This is a genomic window from Fulvimarina uroteuthidis, from assembly GCF_034321785.1.
GTDB classification, from domain to species: Bacteria; Pseudomonadota; Alphaproteobacteria; order Rhizobiales; family Rhizobiaceae; genus Fulvimarina; species Fulvimarina uroteuthidis.
In genome coordinates this window covers 175,633-194,244 of sequence record NZ_JAXLPB010000002.1, presented here as the reverse complement: position 1 = coordinate 194,244, position 18,612 = coordinate 175,633, and the positions used below count along the sequence as shown (strand labels likewise).

Annotated in this window: 20 protein-coding genes; 9 read left to right on the top strand and 11 right to left on the bottom strand. The window is 66.3% G+C overall.

Translation table 11 applies throughout. The annotated features are described in order from the left end of the window. Nucleotides 1-33: 33 nt before the first annotated feature. Nucleotides 34-1,278 (top strand): glutamate-5-semialdehyde dehydrogenase, encoded by a 1,245-nt coding sequence (locus tag U0C82_RS05890; protein WP_322186856.1) that lies wholly within the window; start codon nucleotides 34-36, stop codon nucleotides 1,276-1,278. Nucleotides 1,279-1,316: 38 nt separating this feature from the next. Beyond that, nucleotides 1,317-1,937, top strand: a complete 621-nt coding sequence (locus U0C82_RS05885; protein ID WP_322186161.1) for a nicotinate-nucleotide adenylyltransferase — start codon at nucleotides 1,317-1,319, stop codon at nucleotides 1,935-1,937. Nucleotides 1,938-1,964: 27 nt separating this feature from the next. On the opposite strand, the gene U0C82_RS05880 is transcribed toward U0C82_RS05885, so the two are convergent. From U0C82_RS05880 to U0C82_RS05865, 4 genes are all read right to left on the bottom strand, one after another. After that, nucleotides 1,965-3,509 (bottom strand): tripartite tricarboxylate transporter permease, encoded by a 1,545-nt coding sequence (locus U0C82_RS05880; protein ID WP_322186160.1) that lies wholly within the window; start codon nucleotides 3,507-3,509, stop codon nucleotides 1,965-1,967. 18 nt (nucleotides 3,510-3,527) lie between these two features. Beyond that, complete coding sequence (locus U0C82_RS05875) at nucleotides 3,528-3,959, bottom strand: tripartite tricarboxylate transporter TctB family protein (RefSeq protein WP_322186159.1); 432 nt, start codon at nucleotides 3,957-3,959, stop codon at nucleotides 3,528-3,530. Between the two features lie 72 nt (nucleotides 3,960-4,031). Further along, on the bottom strand, nucleotides 4,032-5,024 hold the full coding sequence (locus tag U0C82_RS05870; protein ID WP_322186158.1) for a Bug family tripartite tricarboxylate transporter substrate binding protein: 993 nt from the start codon (nucleotides 5,022-5,024) through the stop codon (nucleotides 4,032-4,034). A gap of 109 nt (nucleotides 5,025-5,133) precedes the next feature. Then, nucleotides 5,134-5,730: a GcrA family cell cycle regulator gene (locus tag U0C82_RS05865; protein WP_322186157.1), complete on the bottom strand. Its 597-nt coding sequence runs from the start codon at nucleotides 5,728-5,730 to the stop codon at nucleotides 5,134-5,136. 502 nt (nucleotides 5,731-6,232) lie between these two features. On the opposite strand from U0C82_RS05865, the gene U0C82_RS05860 reads away from it, so the two are divergent. The 3 genes from U0C82_RS05860 to U0C82_RS05850 are packed head-to-tail and all read left to right on the top strand — an operon-like array spanning nucleotide 6,233 to nucleotide 9,442. Then, nucleotides 6,233-7,447, top strand: a complete 1,215-nt coding sequence (locus U0C82_RS05860; RefSeq protein WP_322186156.1) for an aspartate aminotransferase family protein — start codon at nucleotides 6,233-6,235, stop codon at nucleotides 7,445-7,447. A gap of 18 nt (nucleotides 7,448-7,465) precedes the next feature. Further along, the gene (gene argF / locus U0C82_RS05855; protein WP_322186155.1) at nucleotides 7,466-8,404 is read left to right on the top strand and encodes an ornithine carbamoyltransferase; all 939 of its coding nucleotides are present in this window, start codon (nucleotides 7,466-7,468) and stop codon (nucleotides 8,402-8,404) included. A gap of 15 nt (nucleotides 8,405-8,419) precedes the next feature. Next, a complete protein-coding gene (locus U0C82_RS05850; RefSeq protein ID WP_322186154.1) occupies nucleotides 8,420-9,442 on the top strand; it encodes an Hsp33 family molecular chaperone in 1,023 nt (340 codons plus the stop codon). Between the two features lie 38 nt (nucleotides 9,443-9,480). Here the strand turns inward: U0C82_RS05850 and apaG are convergent, their stop codons facing one another. Then, complete coding sequence (gene apaG, locus U0C82_RS05845) at nucleotides 9,481-9,876, bottom strand: Co2+/Mg2+ efflux protein ApaG (RefSeq protein WP_322186153.1); 396 nt, start codon at nucleotides 9,874-9,876, stop codon at nucleotides 9,481-9,483. A 96-nt stretch (nucleotides 9,877-9,972) separates the two neighbouring features. On the opposite strand from apaG, the gene U0C82_RS05840 reads away from it, so the two are divergent. The 3 genes from U0C82_RS05840 to U0C82_RS05830 all read left to right on the top strand — a co-directional run bounded on the left by U0C82_RS05840 (nucleotide 9,973) and on the right by U0C82_RS05830 (nucleotide 12,847). After that, the gene (locus U0C82_RS05840; RefSeq protein ID WP_322186152.1) at nucleotides 9,973-11,034 is read left to right on the top strand and encodes a histone deacetylase family protein; all 1,062 of its coding nucleotides are present in this window, start codon (nucleotides 9,973-9,975) and stop codon (nucleotides 11,032-11,034) included. Between the two features lie 76 nt (nucleotides 11,035-11,110). Next, nucleotides 11,111-11,788, top strand: coding sequence for an SDR family NAD(P)-dependent oxidoreductase (locus U0C82_RS05835; protein ID WP_322186151.1), 678 nt, complete (start codon nucleotides 11,111-11,113; stop codon nucleotides 11,786-11,788). A gap of 321 nt (nucleotides 11,789-12,109) precedes the next feature. Further along, a complete protein-coding gene (locus U0C82_RS05830) occupies nucleotides 12,110-12,847 on the top strand; it encodes a hypothetical protein (protein ID WP_322186150.1) in 738 nt (245 codons plus the stop codon). Between the two features lie 36 nt (nucleotides 12,848-12,883). Here the strand turns inward: U0C82_RS05830 and U0C82_RS05825 are convergent, their stop codons facing one another. The 6 genes from U0C82_RS05825 to U0C82_RS05800 all read right to left on the bottom strand — a co-directional run bounded on the left by U0C82_RS05825 (nucleotide 12,884) and on the right by U0C82_RS05800 (nucleotide 17,994). Further along, complete coding sequence (locus U0C82_RS05825) at nucleotides 12,884-13,531, bottom strand: MBL fold metallo-hydrolase (RefSeq protein WP_322186149.1); 648 nt, start codon at nucleotides 13,529-13,531, stop codon at nucleotides 12,884-12,886. A gap of 111 nt (nucleotides 13,532-13,642) precedes the next feature. After that, the gene (locus U0C82_RS05820; protein ID WP_322186148.1) at nucleotides 13,643-14,404 is read right to left on the bottom strand and encodes an ABC transporter permease; all 762 of its coding nucleotides are present in this window, start codon (nucleotides 14,402-14,404) and stop codon (nucleotides 13,643-13,645) included. Then, entirely contained in the window at nucleotides 14,401-15,342 is a 942-nt protein-coding gene (locus U0C82_RS05815) for an ABC transporter ATP-binding protein (RefSeq protein ID WP_322186147.1), read from the bottom strand. Before U0C82_RS05815 ends, U0C82_RS05820 begins: the two co-directional genes overlap by 4 nt. A gap of 142 nt (nucleotides 15,343-15,484) precedes the next feature. Then, entirely contained in the window at nucleotides 15,485-16,159 is a 675-nt protein-coding gene (locus U0C82_RS05810; protein ID WP_322186146.1) for a ceramidase domain-containing protein, read from the bottom strand. Nucleotides 16,160-16,222: 63 nt separating this feature from the next. Then, nucleotides 16,223-16,831: a CDP-alcohol phosphatidyltransferase family protein gene (locus U0C82_RS05805; protein WP_322186145.1), complete on the bottom strand. Its 609-nt coding sequence runs from the start codon at nucleotides 16,829-16,831 to the stop codon at nucleotides 16,223-16,225. A 116-nt stretch (nucleotides 16,832-16,947) separates the two neighbouring features. After that, nucleotides 16,948-17,994, bottom strand: a complete 1,047-nt coding sequence (locus tag U0C82_RS05800) for an aldo/keto reductase (protein WP_322186144.1) — start codon at nucleotides 17,992-17,994, stop codon at nucleotides 16,948-16,950. A gap of 291 nt (nucleotides 17,995-18,285) precedes the next feature. Between U0C82_RS05800 and clpS the strand changes: the two genes are divergently transcribed. Next, nucleotides 18,286-18,591 carry an ATP-dependent Clp protease adapter ClpS gene (gene clpS, locus U0C82_RS05795; RefSeq protein ID WP_322186143.1) on the top strand — a complete coding sequence of 102 codons (306 nt, stop codon included), beginning with the start codon at nucleotides 18,286-18,288 and terminating at the stop codon, nucleotides 18,589-18,591. Nucleotides 18,592-18,612 lie beyond the last annotated feature (21 nt).

Genomic DNA, 18,612 nt, shown 5'->3' with positions numbered 1-18,612 from the left:
ACGCGCGAGGCCGCCGCACCGCCGGTTGCCGACATGATGCGGGGCATGGGAGAGCGTGCCCGTGCCGCGTCCCGTATCCTTGCGACCGCCCCCAGCGAGCAAAAGGACAAAGCGCTGATCGCGATGGCCGATGCGATCGTCGCATCGCTCGGAACGATCCTGTCCGAGAACGAGATCGATGTCGCGCGCGCGCAGGAAAAGGGCTCCCCCGCCGCCTTCATCGACCGGCTGACGCTCAACGCCGCCCGCGTCGTCGCCATGTCCGAGGGCCTGCGCGCGATCGCCGGCCTGGCCGATCCGGTCGGCGGCGTGATCGCCTCCTGGACGCGGCCGAACGGGATCGAGATCAGCCGGGTGCGCACGCCCCTCGGCGTCATCGGCGTGATCTACGAAAGCCGGCCCAACGTCACCGCCGATGCCGGCGCGCTGTGCTTGAAGTCGGGCAATGCCGTGATCCTGCGCGGAGGCTCGGATTCGGTGAATTCGTCGGCCGCGATCCATGCCGCGCTTCGCGAGGGCCTCCTCGCCGCGGGCCTTCCCGAACACGCCGTCCAGATCGTGCCCTCGACGGACCGCGCCGCCGTCGGCGAAATGCTGAAGGGCCTGCAGGGGAACCTCGACGTCATCGTGCCGCGCGGCGGCAAGAGCCTCGTATCGCGTGTCCAGTCCGAGGCGCGCGTTCCCGTGTTCGCCCATCTGGAGGGCCTGTGCCACGTCTATGTCGACGCGTCGGCCGATCTCGACATGGCGGTGGACGTCACGGTGAATTCCAAGATGCGGCGCACCGGCATCTGCGGCTCGGCCGAAACCCTGCTCGTCGACCGCGCTGTGCAGGACACCCATCTGGTGCCGATCCTCGACGCGCTTGCCGCCAGGGGCTGCGAGATCCGCGCAAGCGCGGACGTGCTTGCGCTCTACCCGGACGCGAAGGCGGCGAGCGATGAGGATTTCCGCACCGAATATCTCGACGCGATCATCTCGGTCGCGCTCGTCGATGGTGTCGCCGATGCGGTCTCCTTCATCGAGAGCCATTCCTCGCATCACACCGAGGCGATCATCGCGCAGGATGCGGGCGCGGTCGAAACCTTCATGAACGGCATCGATTCCGCGATCCTCCTGCACAATGCCTCGACGCAATTCGCCGATGGCGGCGAGTTCGGCATGGGCGCGGAGATCGGCATCGCCACCGGCAAGATGCACGCGCGCGGCCCCGTCGGTCTCGAACAGCTGACGAGCTTCAATTACCGCGTTCGAGGCCATGGGCAGACGAGGCCCTGACGGCGCTCGGAACCATCGCGCCGGGGGCGGCGATCGCCGTGGATGAGGGGCTTTCGCGCCGCGATCTGCGCATTCCCGATGCGGGGCGCGGGCAGGTCGTCGGACTTTACGGGGGCTCGTTCAATCCGCCGCACGAGGGGCATCTTCTGGTCGCCGAGCGGGCAACCAGGCGCCTGGCGCTCGACGCCGTCTGGTGGCTCGTCACGCCCGGAAATCCCTTGAAGGATCACGGCGATCTGGAACCGCTGGCCAGGCGCCTTGCGGCGGTCCGCAAGCTGGGCGCCGGTCCGCATCATCGGGCCACCGCCTTCGAGGCGGCCTACAGGGTGCGCTACACGGCCGATACGATCCGCATCGCGCGCGCGCGGTCACCGCATCTGCGTTTCGTCTGGATCATGGGGGCCGACAGTCTGACGGGCTTTCATCGCTGGCAGGATTGGGAGGAGATCGCGCGGAGCGTGCCGATCGCCATCATCGACCGCCCGGGCGATACGCTGTCGACGCTGTCGTCGAAATTCGCCATCCGCTATGCGCGGTTCCGCGTGCCCGAACATGAGGCGGCCGATCTGGCCTATCGCAAGGCGCCGGCCTGGACATTCCTGCACGGGGCCCGCACGGCCATGTCTTCGAGCACGCTGCGGGATCTTCGGCGAGGCTGAGCCCCGCCGAAGATCGGGATGTTCCGATCAATCCGGATTTGCGGCCTCGGCGTCGGCCCGGCTTACATTGGCCGGCTGCTTCTTGATGCGCCCCATCACGATCGGCAGGACGAAACCGCCGATCGCGACGATCCACAGGACGATCGAGATCGGCGAATCGACCAGCGCCCACAGGTCGCCGTTCGCGATGGTCATCTCGCGGCGAAGGTTCACCTCCATCGAATTGCCGAGGAGAATGCCGAGGACCACCGGCACGGTCGGCACGTCGATCTTGCGCAGGAACCAGCCGAGCACGCCGAAGATCACCAGCATGGTGATGTCGAAGGCCGAGCCGGAAATGCCGTAGACCGAGACGAAGGAGATCATCGCAACGGCCGGCATCAGGTAGCGAACCGGGATCAGGAGAACCCGCGCGAAGATCGCGATCATCGGCAGGTTCATGATCAGCAGCATGACGTTGCCGATGAAGAGCGCGGCGATGAGGCCCCAGACGACGTCGGGGTTCTGCGTGAACAGCAGCGGTCCCGGGGTGATGTTGAGGGCGAGCAGCATGGCGAGCAGCACCGCGGTGGTGCCCGAGCCCGGCACGCCGAGGGCGAGCATGGGCACCAGCGCCCCGCCGGCCGAGGCGTTGTTGCCGGCTTCGGGTGCCGCGACGCCGCGCGGATTGCCCTTGCCGAAGCTCTTGTCCTTGTCGCTCCACTTCTTCTCGAACGCGTAGGCGAGGAACGAGCCGAGCGATGCGCCGGCGCCCGGCAGGACGCCCGCGATGAAGCCGATGACCGTCCCGCGGCCCATGGCGCCGGACGTGTCCTTCAGCATCGCGCCCGACGGCATGATGCGCCCGGTGATCTTCACCTTCTCTTCGCCGGGACCCGAGCGGTCTCCGCGATGTTCGAGGAAGAGAAAGACCTCCGAGACGGCGAAGAGGCCGACGATGGCGACGAGGAAATCGATGCCGTCGTAGAGATGGACTTCCCCGAAGGTGAAGCGGGGCACGCCGGTCTGGCCGTCGACGCCGACCATCGCGATGCCGATGCCAAGGGCCGCCGCGAGCGCGCTCTTGGCCTGGTTGCGGGCGGACAGGCCGCCGAGCGTGGCGAAGGCGAGGAGATAGAGCGCGAAATATTCCGCCGGGCCGAACAGAAGCGCGACGGTCACGAGCATGGGTGCGAGGAAGACCAGGCCCCAGGTCGCCACGAACGAGCCGATGAAGGAGGCGATGCCGGAAATCGCCAGCGCCTCGCCGGCCTGGCCCTTCATCGCCATCGGATAGCCGTCGAGGGTCGTCATCATCGCCGGCTCGTCGCCGGGAATGTTGAGAAGGATCGACGAGATGCGGCCGCCATACATGCAGCCGTAATAGACGGATGTGAGGAGGATGATCGCCGGCGTCGCCGGGAGGCCGAGCGTGAAGGCGAGGGGAATGAGGATCGCGACGCCGTTGGACGGGCCGAGGCCCGGAAGGGCGCCGATGATGGTGCCGAGAAAGCAGCCGACGAAGGCGAGGAACAGGTTCTGGACCGTCAGCGCGACGCCGAAGCCTTCGGCAAGTGAGGAGAGTGCTTCCATGATGTGCGGACCCTTGTCCTAAAAGCCGAAGGGGCCGCGCGCGAGCGACAGTCCGAGGATGAGGTGAAAGACGACATAGATGCCGATCGAGGTGCCCGCGCCCGCGACGATGGCTTCGAGCCAGCCGCAGCCGAGCCGCCAGGCGAGATAGCCGCCGGCGAAGAAGGTGCAGATGAGGAAGCCGAGCTCGGGCAGGAGCTGGCCGTAGGCCAGGAACACGATCGTCGCCGCGGCGATCTCGAGCATGCGCGAGAGCTGCGGCCATTCCGGCTCCGGATCGGGCTTCAGGAGCACGACGAGCCCGCAAAGACCCAAGACCACGCCGATGATGATGGGGAACGCGCGGGGTCCCAGCGGATCAGTGATGAAGGAGAGCTGGATCTGGAAGGCGGCCCAGATGAAGAAGGCCGCGAGCAGCACCATGAGGCTGCCGAAGATACGATCGGTCATGATTTTTCCCAAGCAAACGATCGGCCACGAAAAAGGGCGGACTCCGAAGACGTCCGCCCGCGATCGAATGTCTTACTGAACCAGACCGATTTCCCGCGAGATCGTCTGGATCTCGCTGATATTGTCGGCGACGAACTGACGGAATTCGTCACCCGACAGGTCGAACGGCGCCAGGCCGCTCTGCAGCATGATCTGTTTCCACTCGTCCGACGCGGCGACGTCTTCGAAGGTCTTCGTCCAGTAGTCGTAAGCCTCGTCGCTCATGCCGCCGGGCCCGTAGAAGCCACGCCAGTTGGCGCCCACCACGTCGAGGCCCTGCTCCCTGGCGGTGGGGAAGGCGGAAAAATCCCCCTCCAGGCGCTCGGGCGCGAGTACGGCGAGCACCTTGATGTCGCCGGAATCGACGAAACCCTTGGCCTCCGACGTATCGCCGGTGAAGGCCTGGAGCGAGCCGCCCAGAAGCTGGGTGACGGCTTCGCCGCCGCCGTCGAAGGCGACATATTTGATCTGGCGCAGATCCTCGATGCCGGCCTTGTCGGCCACCATCAGCGCCTTCAGGTGATCCCAGCCGCCCACGGCCGAACCGCCGCCGATCGATACCGATTGCGGATCGGCCTTGATCTTGTCCATCAGTTCGGGAAGCGTGTTGATCTCGCTGTCCTTGGCGACGGCGATGACGCCGTAATCGGCGCCGACGGAGCCGAGCCAGCGGACCTGGTCCATGGTGTTGCCTGGATAGGCGCCCTGGGCGAGGCGGGTCGTCGTGGCCGAGGAGGCGGCGACGAAGCTGTCGTTGGAATCGTTGCGCTTGTTGACGACCTCGGCATAGGCGACGCCGCCACCGCCGCCGGCCATGTTGGTGACCTGCACGGTGCCCGGCACGAGGTCCGGGTCCTGCATGGTCTTGCCGACCTGGCGGCAGGTGAAGTCCCAGCCGCCGCCGGCATTGGCCGGCGCGATGCATTCGGGGTTCTGCGGGGTAAATTCCTGCGCGGCCAGCGGGCCCGCGGCAGCGAGCAGCACGGCAGCCACGGCGGCCGAACTGCGGATCGAAATCAGGTTCATCGGGGTCCTCCCATCAAGTTCGCGTGCACATTCTCAAATTATCGAGAGGGTAACAAGCTACCTTGGGAGGTATATTTGCAGGCTTGGCGGACAGTCCGACGGGCCGCCCTCAGCGGGCGCGGCGGCGCTCGACGGCTTGGAACGCAAGCTTTGCGTGGAATTCGCAGTAAGGCGAGGCATCCCGTGACGGGTTTCCGCAGAAATGGAAGTCGTCATGCATCGGATCGCCGACGGGCCACTTGCACGTGCGCTCGGTCAACTGGACGAGGGTGAGCTTGCGCGCGATCGGCACGATCTCGCCGGTGATCGCATCCGTCGTGCTCTGCACCTCGATCTCGTACTCCACGTCTTCGTCCGGCTCCATCTTGAGCGCCGTCGCGCCGAAGGATTGCGGGCGGGCGGACGAGGCCATCGAGGCGGCTCCGGTCGCCGCGAACCGACCGGTGACGACGGTCTCGTCGGCGATCTCGACGCGCGGGGCCTGCGGCTCCGGCTCGATCGCCTCGGCGGCCGGCGCGATCTCCGCCTCCTCCGCTTCGCCCGCGCCGTTGGCGCTCTTGCCGCGCGACTCAAGCTTCAGGCGGTGGGCCTTTCCGATCACGGCATTGCGGGTCACGCCACCGAGGCGGTCGGCGATCTGGCTGGCGCTGTGGCCATCGGTCCAGAGTTGCCTGAGGGTGCTGACACGTTCGTCGGTCCAGCTCATCTTGTCATCCTTTTCGCCGCTTTCGGCCGGGCAGCGGATCATGCGGGCCAGGAAAGGCGCCAGCAACGCTGCATCTAGTTTGGGGGCCGAGCTTCAATACGAAATCTGGTATTGTTCACACCTATCTATAATGGGGGCGAATCATCTTGCAAGGGTGATGCGACTGACGGCGCGCGCAACGGCGTCTTTTCCCCAACCTTCGAGGGGTGAAAGCGGCTCGAAACGGTGGTTTACGCCACTGGCTCGCGGTCAAGACCGGGCGAGCCGGGACGGGGCGCGGCGATGCGCGCGCCCGGTCAGCCTCGAGGATCCGCCGGCGGATCTTCGAGGTGCATTCGCCGCGCGATTGCGGTTTCGTTGACAAAAACGGGCGCGCCCGTGGTATAGGCCGAAAGACTAAAGGTTGCGACCCGGTTTCCCCAAAGCCTGCCCATGCGGCGGGCTTCTCGCATTTCAGGGGCCGGGCAGCGATCGACGCCTGTTTATGGGACCGTTCGAGATCATGTCGTCAGTTGCCGCCGAGAAAACATCGCCGATCTATCCGACCTACAACCGGGCACCCCTGGCGTTCGAGAAGGGCGCGGGCGTGTGGCTGACGGGCACGGACGGCCGGCAATATCTCGATTGCGCGGGCGGCGTCGCCGTCAACTCCCTCGGCCACGCCCATCCCCATCTCGTCGAGGCGTTGAAGGCGCAGGCCGAAAAGCTGTGGCACGTCTCGAACCTGTTCGAGATTCCGGGCCAGAAGCGGCTCGCCGACCGGCTCTGCGAAGCCTCGTTCGCCGACCGGGTCTTCTTCACCAATTCCGGAGCGGAAGCGCTCGAATGCGCGATCAAGACCGCGCGGCGCTATCACTACGTCAACGGTGCGCCCGAGCGGGTCAACATCCTGACGTTTTCAGGCGCGTTTCACGGGCGCACGCTCGCCACGATCGCCGCGGGCGGCCAGGAGAAATATCTCGAGGGCTTCGGGCCCAAGGCGCCGGGCTTCGTCTCCCTGCCGTTCGGAGACCATGAGGCGCTGAAGCGCGCGGCGGCCGAGCCCGACGTCGCGGCCATCCTCGTCGAGCCCGTGCAGGGCGAGGGTGGGGTGCGCGCTTTGCCGCTGCCGTGCCTCACCGGACTGCGCGAACTGTGCGACGAGCGCGGCATCCTCCTCATCTACGACGAGGTCCAGACCGGCATCGGCCGCACCGGGCGCTTCTACGCCTACCAGAATGCCGGCGGGGCCGATCCGGACATCCTGGCCACCGCGAAGGGCATCGGCGGCGGGTTCCCGATGGGTGCCTGTCTTGCGAGCGAAGCGGCGGGATCGGCGATGACGCCGGGCACCCACGGCTCGACCTTCGGCGGCAATCCGCTGGCGATGGCCGTCGGCAATGCGGTGCTCGACGTGGTGCTGGACGAGGGTTTCCTCGAGGGCGTGCGCGACAAGGCAATCCTCTTCAAGCAATCCCTGGAATCCCTGAAGGACCGTTTTCCGGACGTCATTTCGGACGTGCGCGGCACGGGTCTCCTGATGGGCCTCAAGGCAATTCCGGCCAACACCGAACTGGTCGCGGCGCTGCGCGAGGCGGGCCTCCTCTCGGTGCCGGCGGGCGACAATGTGGTGCGTCTTCTTCCGCCTTTGACGATCACGCCGGATGAGATCCGCGAAGCCATGCAGCGTCTGGAAACCGGCATCGCCGCGTTGTCCCAACACGAGAAGAGCGCCTGAGCGCCAAGCGACGTCACCATGACCCAGAAGCCGAAGCATTTCCTCGATATCGCCGCGATGAGCACGGCCGATCTCAGGATCATCCTGGCCGATGCCGCCCAGCGCAAATCCCTCGGGAGCCGCGCGCCGAGACCGCTCGAAGGCAAGGTCCTCGCCATGATCTTCGACAAGCCCTCGACGCGCACGCGCGTCTCCTTCGACGTCGGCATGCGCCAGCTCGGCGGCGAGACCCTGTTCCTGTCGGGCACGGAAATGCAGCTCGGCTCGGGCGAGACGATCGCGGATACGGCAAAAGTCATGTCCCGCTTCGTCGATGCGATCATGATCCGCACCACCGAGCATGCCCGGCTCATCGAGATGGCCGACAATGCGACGGTGCCGGTCATCAACGGCCTGACCGATGATACGCATCCCTGCCAGATCATGGCAGACATCCTGACCTTCGAGGAAAAGCGCGGTCCGGTGAAGGGCAAGACCTTCGCCTGGGTGGGCGACGGCAACAACGTCACCGCCTCGTGGATCGAGGCGGCCGCCCGCTTCGGCTTCCGCATGACCATCGCGACGCCGGAAGGCTCGGAAGCCGATCATCGCCATGTCGACTGGGCGCGCAAGGCGGGCGCACAGATCCTGACGACGCGCGATCCGGTGGAAGCGGTGACGGGTGCGGACTGCGTCATCACCGATACCTGGGTGTCCATGGGCCGCGAGGCGCAGGCGCGCGGCCATGACATCTTCATGCCCTATCAGGTGAACGAGGCGCTGATGGCGCATGCCAAATCCGAGGCCCTGTTCATGCACTGTCTCCCCGCGCACCGCGGCGAGGAAGTCACCGACGCCGTCATGGACGGCCCGCAATCGGTGGTGTTCGACGAGGCGGAGAACCGGCTGCACGCCCAGAAATCCATCATGGCGTGGGTGTTCGGCGCGATAAGCGACAGCACCACAGGGCTTGCATAGGAGGCCTCGAAAGACATGGCTGAACAAGAAACAACGCTTGCCGAAATCACCTTTGCCGGCGACGATGCGGTCGTTCCGTTCCACGTGGAGCCGCTCGACGCGCGCGGCCGCGCGGTGCAGCTCGGCCCGATGCTCGACAGCATTCTGGCGCGGCACGATTATCCCGAGCCCGTCGCCCGGCTTCTGGCCGAGATGATCGTGCTCACCGTGCTCTTGGGGACCTCCCTCAAGTTCGACGGCAAGTTCATCGCGCAGACACAGACCAATGGCGCGGTCGATCTTCTGGTGGTCGATTTCACGACGCCCTCCTCGGTGCGCGCCTATGCCCGCTACAACGAGGACAGGCTGAAGACGGCGATCGAAGACGGCGACACCGCCCCCGAAGCGCTGCTGGGGGCCGGCATCCTGGCGCTGACCGTCGATCAGGGCGAATACACCCAGCGCTATCAGGGCATCGTGGAACTCAGCGGTGCATCGATGGACGAGGTGGCGGAATCCTATTTCCGCCAGTCCGAGCAGATCCCGACCACCGTCAAGCTTGCGGTGGCCCGGATCGCGCGGCGTGGCGATGACGGCTTCAAGGAAGGCTGGCGCGCCGGCGGCATGGTCGTGCAGTTCCTGCCCGAGGCGCCGGATCGCATGCGCATGCCCGATCTTCCCGGGGGCGATGCGCCGGACGATGCGCAGATCGGCGAGACGGGCGAGTTCGACGATACGTGGCTCGAAACCCGCGCGCTGGTCGATACGGTCGACGCGTCCGAACTGACCGATCCGGAGGTCGGGGTCGAGCGCCTGCTCTACCGGCTTTTCCACGAGCGGGGCGTGAAGGTGTTCGAGGCCAACCCCGTGGCCGACGATTGTTCCTGCTCGCGCGAGCGGATCCGCACCGTGCTCGAAAGCTTTTCGCCCGAGGAGTTCGAGGAGAGCATCGAGGACGGCAAGATCGAGGTGACGTGCGAGTTCTGCTCGACGCACTACGTCTTCGAACCCGCCGAGTTCGAGGGGGAAAGAAGCAAGGCGCAGAACAGCGCCGAATAGGCGCGGCCACGGCGCGCATCGCCCGCGCCGGCCGGGCGTCAGTTGAGCGTGCGGCGCCCCTTTTGCGGCATGTCGAGCGAAAAGGCCGGGATCTGCGCCCTGAAGCGTTCGCCCGCGCCGTTCTGCATGCCGTAATGGCCCTGCATGAAGCCGGACGGCGTCGGCAGCGGGCAGCCCGACGTGTAGGTGTAGCTGTCGCCGGGCGCGATCACGGGCTGTTCGCCCACGACGCCGGGGCCCGCGACCTCCTGCACATGGCCGCGTTCGTCGGTGATCTTCCAGTACCGGTCGATCAGTTGCACGGTCTCGTCCCCGATATTCTCGATCGAAACCGTGTAGGCCCAGACATACCGCCCTTCGGCCGGACTGGACTGTTCGTCGAGAAACACCGGCGTCACGGACACCACGATGTTGTTGGTTCTCTGCTGATACATGGCGTCGATTTTCTTGGCGTATGCGAATGTTCCGGCTATCTGCCCGAAGATAGGCGCCCGAGAGGCGCCGGCGAGCCGTGAAGAAGGAGAACCCGAATGCAGATCGTCTTTTCGGACCGCCAGCTCGTCCACCGGCCCCGGCAATACGGGGTTCACGGACGGCTGGTCGCGCCGGTGGAAAATGCGAGCCGCGCCGAGACCCTGCTTGCCCGCCTCGCATCCCTTGGCCTTTCCCACCGCGAGCCGGACGATGTAGGGCTCGCGGCGATCACCGCCGTCCATACCGAAGATTATGTCCGGTTTCTCGCCGGCGCCTGGCCGCGGTTCCAGGCGCTGAAGAATGCCGGGCCGGAGGTGCTGCCGAACGTACATCCCTACCTGTCGCAACCATCGGGACATTCGGGCGGGGGCGCGCGTCGCAAGCTCCGGGCGACCGGAATTCTCGCGGAGGCGGGCTGGTATATCGGCGATCTGTCCTGCGCCATGGGCGAGCGCACCCATGAGGCCGTCCACGCCTCGGCGATGAGCGCTGCGAGCGCCGCGGACCTCGTCCTCGCGGGTGCGCCATCCGCTTTCGCGCTCTGCCGCCCGCCCGGCCATCACGCCTATGCGGACCGCGCCAGCGGCTTCTGCTTCCTCAACAATGCGGCGATCGCCGCCCAGCGGCTGCGGCAGGCCTATGCGAAGGTCGCAATGATCGATTTCGACACCCATCATGGTGACGGGACGCAGACCATTTTCTACGAGCGCGGCGACGTGTTCGTCGGGTCGGTCCACACCGACCCCGGCGAATATTATCCGTTCTATCTCGGCTATGGCGACGAACGGGGCATCGGTGAGGGCGAAGGCTGCAATCTCAACATCCCGCTTCCCTTCGGCGCCAATGACGCGGCCTATGTCGCGGGCGTCGAGAAGCTGGTGGAAGCGGCGGTAACCTTCGGCGCCCAGGCCCTCGTCGTCTCGGCCGGCTGGGACGCGCACCGGGACGATCCGCTGTCGCGGCTCGACGTCGGCGACGCGGCCTATCCGGCGATCGGCGCCCTCATCGGCCGCATGAACCTGCCGACGGTGATCGTGCAGGAGGGCGGCTATTCGCTCCCTGCCGTGGCGACCTCGGCCCCGGCCTTCGTCGAGGCGTTCCTCGAGGCGTCGCGCTGACGGACCGGCTGGCCGTCGTCGAACATTTGAAGAAAAGACGGTGGTATCATCTCCGCCGGCCCCTAGTTCCCGCCGCATGAAACAAGCGATCGTAACGGGCGGATCGGGGCTGATCGGCTCCGCCATCTGCAGGACATTGGGCAAGGCCGGCTGGGACGTCGCCTCCTTCGATCTGAAGGAGGGCGACGGCGAGACCCGGCACGTGCCCTGTGACGTCGGCGACGAGGCCTCGGTTCGGGACGCGTTCGCGGCGCTTGGGTGGGACGGGCTCGATCTGGTCGTCAACAATGCCGGTCGGGCCGACCCGGTCACCGGGCCGATCGAGGACGTGACGTTGGCCGCCTGGCGGGAGGTCACCGACAGCCATCTGACCGGTGCCTTCCTGACGACGCGGTCCGCCGTGCCGCTCTTGCGCGAGGGGGCGTCGATCGTGAACATGATTTCGACCCGCGCCTTCATGTCGGAGCCGCAGACCGAGGCCTATGGCGCGTCGAAGGGCGGGCTTTTCGGGTTCACCCAGGCTCTCGCGATCAGCCTCGGCCCGAAGGTCCGGGTCAACTGCATCGCGCCGGGATGGATTTCGGGCGCCGGGGACCTGCGCGAAAAGGACCACGCCCAGCATCCGGTCGGCCGGGTCGGCCGGGCGTCGGACATCGCCGATGCCGTTCTCTATCTCGCCGATGCCGGTTTCATGACGGGCCAGATGCTGACGCTCGACGGCGGCATGACGCGCAAGATGATCTACGAGCACTGATCGCCCGCAAGCCGCTCCGGTCGATCCCGGGTGCGGGCCCATGCAAGCGACTGTTTCATTTCGACCCGCCGTCCCGTTCCGGGTCAGCCGCATCCGCATGCGCGCCGGACAGGTCGGGCGAAAGCCCACGGGCCCCCTCGCGCCCTGTCGTCCCCGGCATTCTTGGTTAACGGTTCATGAAGGGCAGGCCTTCGGGAACGCGGGGCCATCTCGGCAAAGGCGCTCTTACGGTCCCGGTTTCGGACGAATCCGGAAACTGGCACGGCATTTGCTGGTTGATGGACGAATTATCGCTTAACCTTTTGTTAAGGAGTTTGTCCGATGCGCTTCAACCGATCGCTTCTCGCCGGCGCTGCCGCCGCGCTTCTCGTTCCGCATGCCGCCGGAGCGCAAGGCTTTCTCAGCGATGGCGGCGGCATCAGCACCGGCTACGAGATCGGCCTCGACCCGTCCGACGGCGACGTTCTGGCCGGCGGTGACGAAGGCGAGCGGGGCGAGTTCCTCGAAGACGGCGGTGGCGTCTCCTCCGGTTTCGAGACCTTCACCTCCGAACGTGAAGAGTTCCTCGAGGATGGCGGCAGCGTTTCTGCCGACGTGAGTGCGTTCACGCCCGAACGCGAGGAGTTCCTGGAAGATGGCGGCGGCATCACCGACACGCCGGGGGCCCTCCCGGTGCCGCGCACGCGATATTCCGATACGGGCACGCGGCTGCGCGAGGCGAGAGCCGGTTCGGGGCAGCGTCTGTCCCGCGACGGCTCGGTCCGCTTTTCGGTGGGTCCCGCCCAGCGCGGATGGCGTTCCGTGACGACGCCGCGTGCCGTGGTCGCCTCGGCCAGCGGCTCGTTCGTGAGCCTTGCGACGGAAGGCGCGGCGTCGCCCGGAAGCGGCCGCGACGAGCGCATCGCCGAAGCGCGTGCCGGTGTCCACGCCAATCCGGGCCCGAGACTCATCGATGTGCAGACCGAGCGTCTCGACCGACGGCCCTATCCGAAGTCCGGCGTCGACGTGATCATCACCGGCGGTGGATCGAAGATCATCCGCATCGCGCCCGGTACGTGACGCCTCGGCGCGGCCCTGACGGGCGCCCGGGTCTGCTCAGAGCCCGAGGAGAAACGGATTGGAGCGGCGTTCGTCGCCGATCCGGCTTCCCGGCCCGTGGCCGCACAGGAAGCTGACATCATCGCCGAGCGGCAGCACCTTGTCGCGGATCGAGGCGAGGAGGGTCTGATGATCGCCGCCGGGAAGGTCGGTGCGCCCGATCGAGCCGTTGAAGAGCACGTCGCCAAGGATCGCGAACTTCGCCGCCCTGTTGACGAAGATCACATGGCCGGGCGCGTGGCCCGGCGTGTGGAAGACCTCGAATGCGTGTCCCGAAAAGCCGACGGTCTCGCCCTCGGCAAGCCAGCGGTCGGGCGTGCAATTGCGGATCTCGCCGCCGAGCCCGAACATCCGCGCCTGGCTGGCCAGATTGTCCATCAGCATCGCGTCGTCGTTGTGCGAGCCGATGATGTCGACGCCGAGCAGCGTCTTCAGCTCCATCGCGCCGCCCGCATGGTCGATATGGCCGTGGGTGATCCAGATCGCTTCGATCGTCACGCCCGCCGCATCGACGGCACCCTTGATCGTGTCGACGTCCCCGCCCGGATCGACGACGACGCCGAGCCGGGTCTCCTCGTCGAACAGGATCGTGCAGTTCTGCTGGAACGGCGTGACGGGGACGATCTGCGCATTGAGCCGAGCCATCGGGGCTCCTTCGTGGTCTGATGAACATTCCGTGCGGGTTTCAGACCCGAACGATCGCTCGAGGTCAAGCCGCCCGGCGTCCGGTCGCGCGGCAGAGCGGGCCGGCCGGCTTCAGGGCTTCACCCGCCAACCGGTCTTGAAGATCCACCAGATCGTGACGATCGCCACGGCCATGAAGGCAAGGGTCATCGACAGGCTGACGAGGATCGAGACGTCGGAGCTTTCGTAGAACGCCCACCGGAAGCCGGAGACGAGATAGACCACCGGGTTGAGGAGGCTGACGTCGCGCCAGAACGGCGGCAGCATGTCGATGGAATAGAAGCTGCCGCCCAGGAACGTCAGCGGCGTGACGATGAGGAGCGGCACGAGCTGCAGCTGTTCGAAGCCGTCGGCCCAGATGCCGATGATGAATCCGAACAGCGCGAAGGTGAAACCGGTGAGGACGAGGAACAGGATCATCCAGACAGGATGGGCGATCTCGAAATCGACGAAGAAGGTCGCCGTGGCAAGGATGATGAGCCCCAGAAGGATGGATTTCGTCGCCGCGGCGCCGACATAGCCAAGCACGATCTCGGCGGCCGAGACGGGCGCCGACAGGACCTCGTAGATGGTGCCGGCGAAACGCGGAAAGTAGATGCCGAAGGCCGCGTTCGAGATCGACTGGGTAAGAAGCTGGAGCATGATCAGCCCCGGAATGATGAAGGCCGCATAGGAGATGCCGTCGATCTCCTGGATGCGCGAGCCGATCGCCGCGCCGAAGACGACGAAATAGAGCGAGGTCGACAGGACCGGCGAGATGATCGACTGGCCGACCGTGCGCACCGCCCGGTGGATCTCGAACATGTAGATGGCCTTGACCGCGTGCCAGTTCATGCCTTTTCCTCCACCAGCCCGACGAAGATCTCCTCGAGGCTGGACTGCTTGGTCGCGATGTCTCGGAACCGCACGCCGTCCTCGGCCAGAAGCCGCATCAGCGAGGCGATGCCCGTTCGCTCGGCGTGCGTGTCGTAGGAATAGGTCAGATCCATCCGATCCGGCGACAGTTCGAGCTCGTAGCCGGACAGATTGTCCGGGATCTGGTCGAGCGGCTCCTGCAGCTTGATCGTCAGCTCCTTGTGGCCGAGCTTCCGCATCAGCTCGTCCTTCTTCTCGACGAGGATCAGCCGGCCCTTCGAGATGACGCCGATCCGGTCGGCCATCATCTCCGCTTCCTCGATGTAGTGGGTGGTGAGGATGACGGTGACGCCGGTCTTGCGCAGGTCTCCCACGACGTTCCACATCTCGCGGCGCAGCGCCACGTCGACGCCCGCCGTCGGCTCGTCGAGGAACAGCACCTCCGGCTCGTGCGACAGGGCCTTGGCGATGAGGACGCGGCGCTTCATGCCGCCCGAGAGCGTCCGCAGCTTGTTGTCCTTCTTGTCGTAGAGTGTCAGCGACCTCAGCACGCGCTCGATGACCGCCGGGTCCTTCGGCTTGCCGAACAGGCCGCGCGAGAAGGACACCGTGTTCCACACCGTCTCGAAGGCGTCCGTCGTCAGCTCCTGGGGCACGAGGCCGATCTTGGCGCGCGCCTTGCGGAAATCCTTCGTGACGTCGTGGCCGTCCACGTGGATCGTGCCCTCGCTCAGGCGCGCCAGGCCGCAGACCAGCGAGATCAGCGTCGTCTTGCCGGCACCGTTCGGCCCGAGCAGCGCGAAGATCTCGCCCTTGGCGATGTCGAGATTGACATCCTTGAGAGCGGTGAAACCGCCTTCATAGGTCTTGCCGACATGTTTGATGGAGAGGATCGGGTCGTTTATCGTCTCGGTCATGACCGGCTTTCGTTCCTGGCGGCTTCGGCTGGAAGCGATCGGGCTCCGAAGGGGACGCGAAGCGCCGAAGCATTCCCGCAACTAGGCCGTCCCGCGCCGAAAGAAAAGATGCGGGTGGCTCGACGATGCGTCTCGCCCTCCGTCACAGTGGGCGTTCCCGGGTGTAATGTCCGTCGTCGCGCGGGCCGCGGCCCAGCGCAAGGACGAGGATGGCGAGCGTCACCGCGTTGAGGACGTGCCACAGGAAATGGGTTCCGACCGGCCACACGCCGCACAGCGGCCCGTCGAGAGAGCGAAGCGTCAGGGATACGGCGAAGACCGCGCCGGCGAGGAGGATCGCCGGCCCTGCCGGGTGGGAGCGTGCGAGAAGATGGATGCCGATGGCGAGCATGGCGAAAAGCGCCGGCAGGTAGGCGGCGGAGGATCCGGCTAGCGGCGCGAACAGCGACTCGACGATCAGCGAGGCCCCGAAGAAGAGGGCGGTTCCGACGAGCGTTCCCATCCACCCCAACCCGACGAAGCGCGAGAGCGCGACCGCGAAATAGGCGAAGATGAAGAGGGTGATGGGCAGGACGTCGGCAAGGCTCGCCCAGCGTGTCGCGAACGTGTGGAACAGGAACGATCCGACGCCGATGACGCAGACGAGAGCGGCGAACGCGCTTTGCGTGGTGCCATGCCGTGCGCCGCGCGCGATCGCGACGCCGACAAAGGCCGCGGCGAGGACGAAGGCCGCGTTCGAGACGGCGTTCACTGGCTCCGACCAGAAGCTTGCATCGGTGCGTTCGCAATAGGCGTCGATCGTGGCAAACCAGTCCATGCGATGTCCTCATCCAGTTCGATCGGCCGTCCCTGAGAGCCGATCGGTTCTAAGGCCGGCGCGTCAATCCAGGATCCTTGCGGCGCGGCGGAGCCGGGCGACGAAGGTCACGGCGGTCAGGCCGGCAAAGACGAGCGCGAGCGTCGCAAACGCGCCGGGGAAAAGGCAGAACAGCGCGAAGAACAGATAGGTCTCGCTCGCCTCCATCAAGCCCTCGGTGAAGGCGAGGGCCTTGCCGGCGCGGGTGCGGTCGTCCGCCTTGCCCTGCTTTTCCAGCATCAGGGCAAGCGCAAGGACGCTGCCGCCATTGGCATAGAAGGTGAGGATGAGAACCGCCCCGGCGATGGCGTTGGCCTGCGGATCGGCGAGGATGAAGCCGAGCGGGATCGCGCCGTAGAAGACGAAGTCGAGGACGATGTCGAGAAGGCCACCGAAATCGGTCTTGCCGGTCCGGCGCGCGACCGCACCGTCGAGGCCGTCGCAAAGCCGCGAAAGGGCGCCGACGGCGAGGCCGGCGATGAAATGCTGCTCGGCGATCAGCCAGGCGGCGCCAAGCCCGATGGCAAGGCCCGCAACGGTCACCATGTTCGCGCTCGCACCCATGCCCGCGAGCCATCGGGCCAGCCGTTCGACGATGGGATCGGTGGTTTGGCGCAAACGGGCGTCGAGCATCGGGAGACAGCGTCTTTCGCGATCGGCCCGGCCCGCCGGTCCGGAGGCAGGGCTCCCTCGACGCAGAGCCCGGCAGGGCGCGGCGCCGAAGGGATGGGGTGGGACTTGCGTGTCGTCTACATCGGAACGGGATGGTGACGGTAGACCTCCGCGATCTCGTCCATCACCGCGTCGCTCAAGGTGATGTCCGCCGAGCCGAGCGCCACGTCCAGTTGCTCCATCGAGGTCGCGCCGATGATGACCGAGGTCAGGAAGGGCCGCGTCAGGCAGAACGCATAGGCGAGCTGCGCCGGCTCGAGCCCGTGCTTGCGCGCGATCTTGACATATTCGTCGGCGACGACCGTCGCATTGCTTCGGGCCAGCCGGCCACCGAGGCCCGAATTGATCGAGCCGCGCGAACCCTCTGGAATATGGCCGCCCGAATATTTCCCGGTCAGAATGCCGGCGGCGAGCGAGGAATAGGACAGGAGCCCCACATCCTCGTGCAGCGCGGTCTCGGCCATGTCGAGATCGAAGTAGCGGCACATCAGGCTGTATTCGTTCTGGATCGAGACCGGGCGCGGCAGGCCGCTGGTCTCGGCGATCGTGCAGAAGCGCGTCGTGCCCCAGGCGGTCTCGTTGGACAGGCCGAAATGCTTCAGCTTGCCGGCCTTCTGCAGGTCGGCGATCGTCTCCAGGATTTCCAGCATGTCGGCCTTCGCCTGGTCCGCATCCTGGGTGCTCGGGTCGAAATCCCACGATTTGCGGAAATGGTAGGAGCCGCGGTTCGGCCAGTGCAACTGGTAGAGGTCGATCTCGTCGATCTGGAGCCGCCTGAGGCTGCCTTCGATCGCCTCGGTGAGGGTCTGGCGCGAGATCTTCGCGCCGTCGCGCACCATCGCGCTGCCTTCGCCGGTGATCTTGGTCGCGACCACGACCTTTTCGCGGTTCGAGGGCTTCTTCAGCCAGGTGCCGACATATTCTTCCGTCCGCCCGACGGTCTCGCGCTTCATTGGCGTCGTCGGATACATTTCGGCGGCATCGAGGAAGTCGACGCCGCGCTCCACCGCCCGGTCGAGCTGCTGGTGCGCCTCGGCCTCGGTGTTCTGGCTGCCGAACGTCATGGTTCCAAGGCAGAGTTCCGAAACCGACAGGCCGGTGCGTCCGAGGGAGCGTTTTTTCATGAAGTGACTCTCGAAAAGGAAAGGAAGGGCGCCAGATGCGCGTTTGCGTGTGCGCCCTAAGCTATGCAGAGGTTGCCCGGCTTCAAGCGATGGAGCGCGGCGACCCGAAATGCTAGGATCGGACGCGAGGTCGCCGACGGGCAAGCCGCGCGCTCGCATCACGCGGCGCCCGGCGGCTCGCTTTTTTGCGGGCCGGTTTCGTGCCCGCCCGAGCGCCGCGCGGGCTGACATGCCGCATCCGCCCCCTCATATCGGGCGGACGAAGTGAGATACCGATCGTTGGAGTCCATCATGGCCGGCACCACCGTCGAGCGAAAGACCAGCGTGACGCCGAAGGTCGAACGACCCAAGCTCTACAAGGTCCTGCTTCTCAACGACGACTACACGCCGCGCGAGTTCGTCGTGCTGGTGCTGCATGCCGTGTTCCGCCTGTCCGGCAGCCAGGCGAGCACCGTGATGATGACCGCGCACCAGAAGGGCAGCTGCGTCGTCTCCGTCTACCCGCGGGACGTGGCGGAGACCAAGGCTGCCGAGGCGACGGACCTTGCCAAACAGAACGGCTATCCGCTGCTGTTCGCCACCGAACCCGAGGAATGATCGGCGGGGCGTCTATCGGCC

What these genes read in the sequence shown, in the direction of transcription:
- U0C82_RS05890 (WP_322186856.1), top strand. Translation starts at nt 34, where the DNA reads ATGATGCGGGGCATGGGAGAGCGTGCCCGTGCCGCGTCCCGTATCCTT.
- U0C82_RS05880 (WP_322186160.1), bottom strand. Translation starts at nt 3,509, where the DNA reads ATGGAAGCACTCTCCTCACTTGCCGAAGGCTTCGGCGTCGCGCTGACG.
- U0C82_RS05875 (WP_322186159.1), bottom strand. Translation starts at nt 3,959, where the DNA reads ATGACCGATCGTATCTTCGGCAGCCTCATGGTGCTGCTCGCGGCCTTC.
- U0C82_RS05870 (WP_322186158.1), bottom strand. Translation starts at nt 5,024, where the DNA reads ATGAACCTGATTTCGATCCGCAGTTCGGCCGCCGTGGCTGCCGTGCTG.
- U0C82_RS05865 (WP_322186157.1), bottom strand. Translation starts at nt 5,730, where the DNA reads ATGAGCTGGACCGACGAACGTGTCAGCACCCTCAGGCAACTCTGGACC.
- U0C82_RS05860 (WP_322186156.1), top strand. Translation starts at nt 6,233, where the DNA reads ATGTCGTCAGTTGCCGCCGAGAAAACATCGCCGATCTATCCGACCTAC.
- argF (WP_322186155.1), top strand. Translation starts at nt 7,466, where the DNA reads ATGACCCAGAAGCCGAAGCATTTCCTCGATATCGCCGCGATGAGCACG.
- U0C82_RS05850 (WP_322186154.1), top strand. Translation starts at nt 8,420, where the DNA reads ATGGCTGAACAAGAAACAACGCTTGCCGAAATCACCTTTGCCGGCGAC.
- apaG (WP_322186153.1), bottom strand. Translation starts at nt 9,876, where the DNA reads ATGTATCAGCAGAGAACCAACAACATCGTGGTGTCCGTGACGCCGGTG.
- U0C82_RS05840 (WP_322186152.1), top strand. Translation starts at nt 9,973, where the DNA reads ATGCAGATCGTCTTTTCGGACCGCCAGCTCGTCCACCGGCCCCGGCAA.
- U0C82_RS05835 (WP_322186151.1), top strand. Translation starts at nt 11,111, where the DNA reads ATGAAACAAGCGATCGTAACGGGCGGATCGGGGCTGATCGGCTCCGCC.
- U0C82_RS05830 (WP_322186150.1), top strand. Translation starts at nt 12,110, where the DNA reads ATGCGCTTCAACCGATCGCTTCTCGCCGGCGCTGCCGCCGCGCTTCTC.
- U0C82_RS05825 (WP_322186149.1), bottom strand. Translation starts at nt 13,531, where the DNA reads ATGGCTCGGCTCAATGCGCAGATCGTCCCCGTCACGCCGTTCCAGCAG.
- U0C82_RS05820 (WP_322186148.1), bottom strand. Translation starts at nt 14,404, where the DNA reads ATGAACTGGCACGCGGTCAAGGCCATCTACATGTTCGAGATCCACCGG.
- U0C82_RS05815 (WP_322186147.1), bottom strand. Translation starts at nt 15,342, where the DNA reads ATGACCGAGACGATAAACGACCCGATCCTCTCCATCAAACATGTCGGC.
- U0C82_RS05810 (WP_322186146.1), bottom strand. Translation starts at nt 16,159, where the DNA reads ATGGACTGGTTTGCCACGATCGACGCCTATTGCGAACGCACCGATGCA.
- U0C82_RS05805 (WP_322186145.1), bottom strand. Translation starts at nt 16,831, where the DNA reads ATGCTCGACGCCCGTTTGCGCCAAACCACCGATCCCATCGTCGAACGG.
- U0C82_RS05800 (WP_322186144.1), bottom strand. Translation starts at nt 17,994, where the DNA reads ATGAAAAAACGCTCCCTCGGACGCACCGGCCTGTCGGTTTCGGAACTC.
- clpS (WP_322186143.1), top strand. Translation starts at nt 18,286, where the DNA reads ATGGCCGGCACCACCGTCGAGCGAAAGACCAGCGTGACGCCGAAGGTC.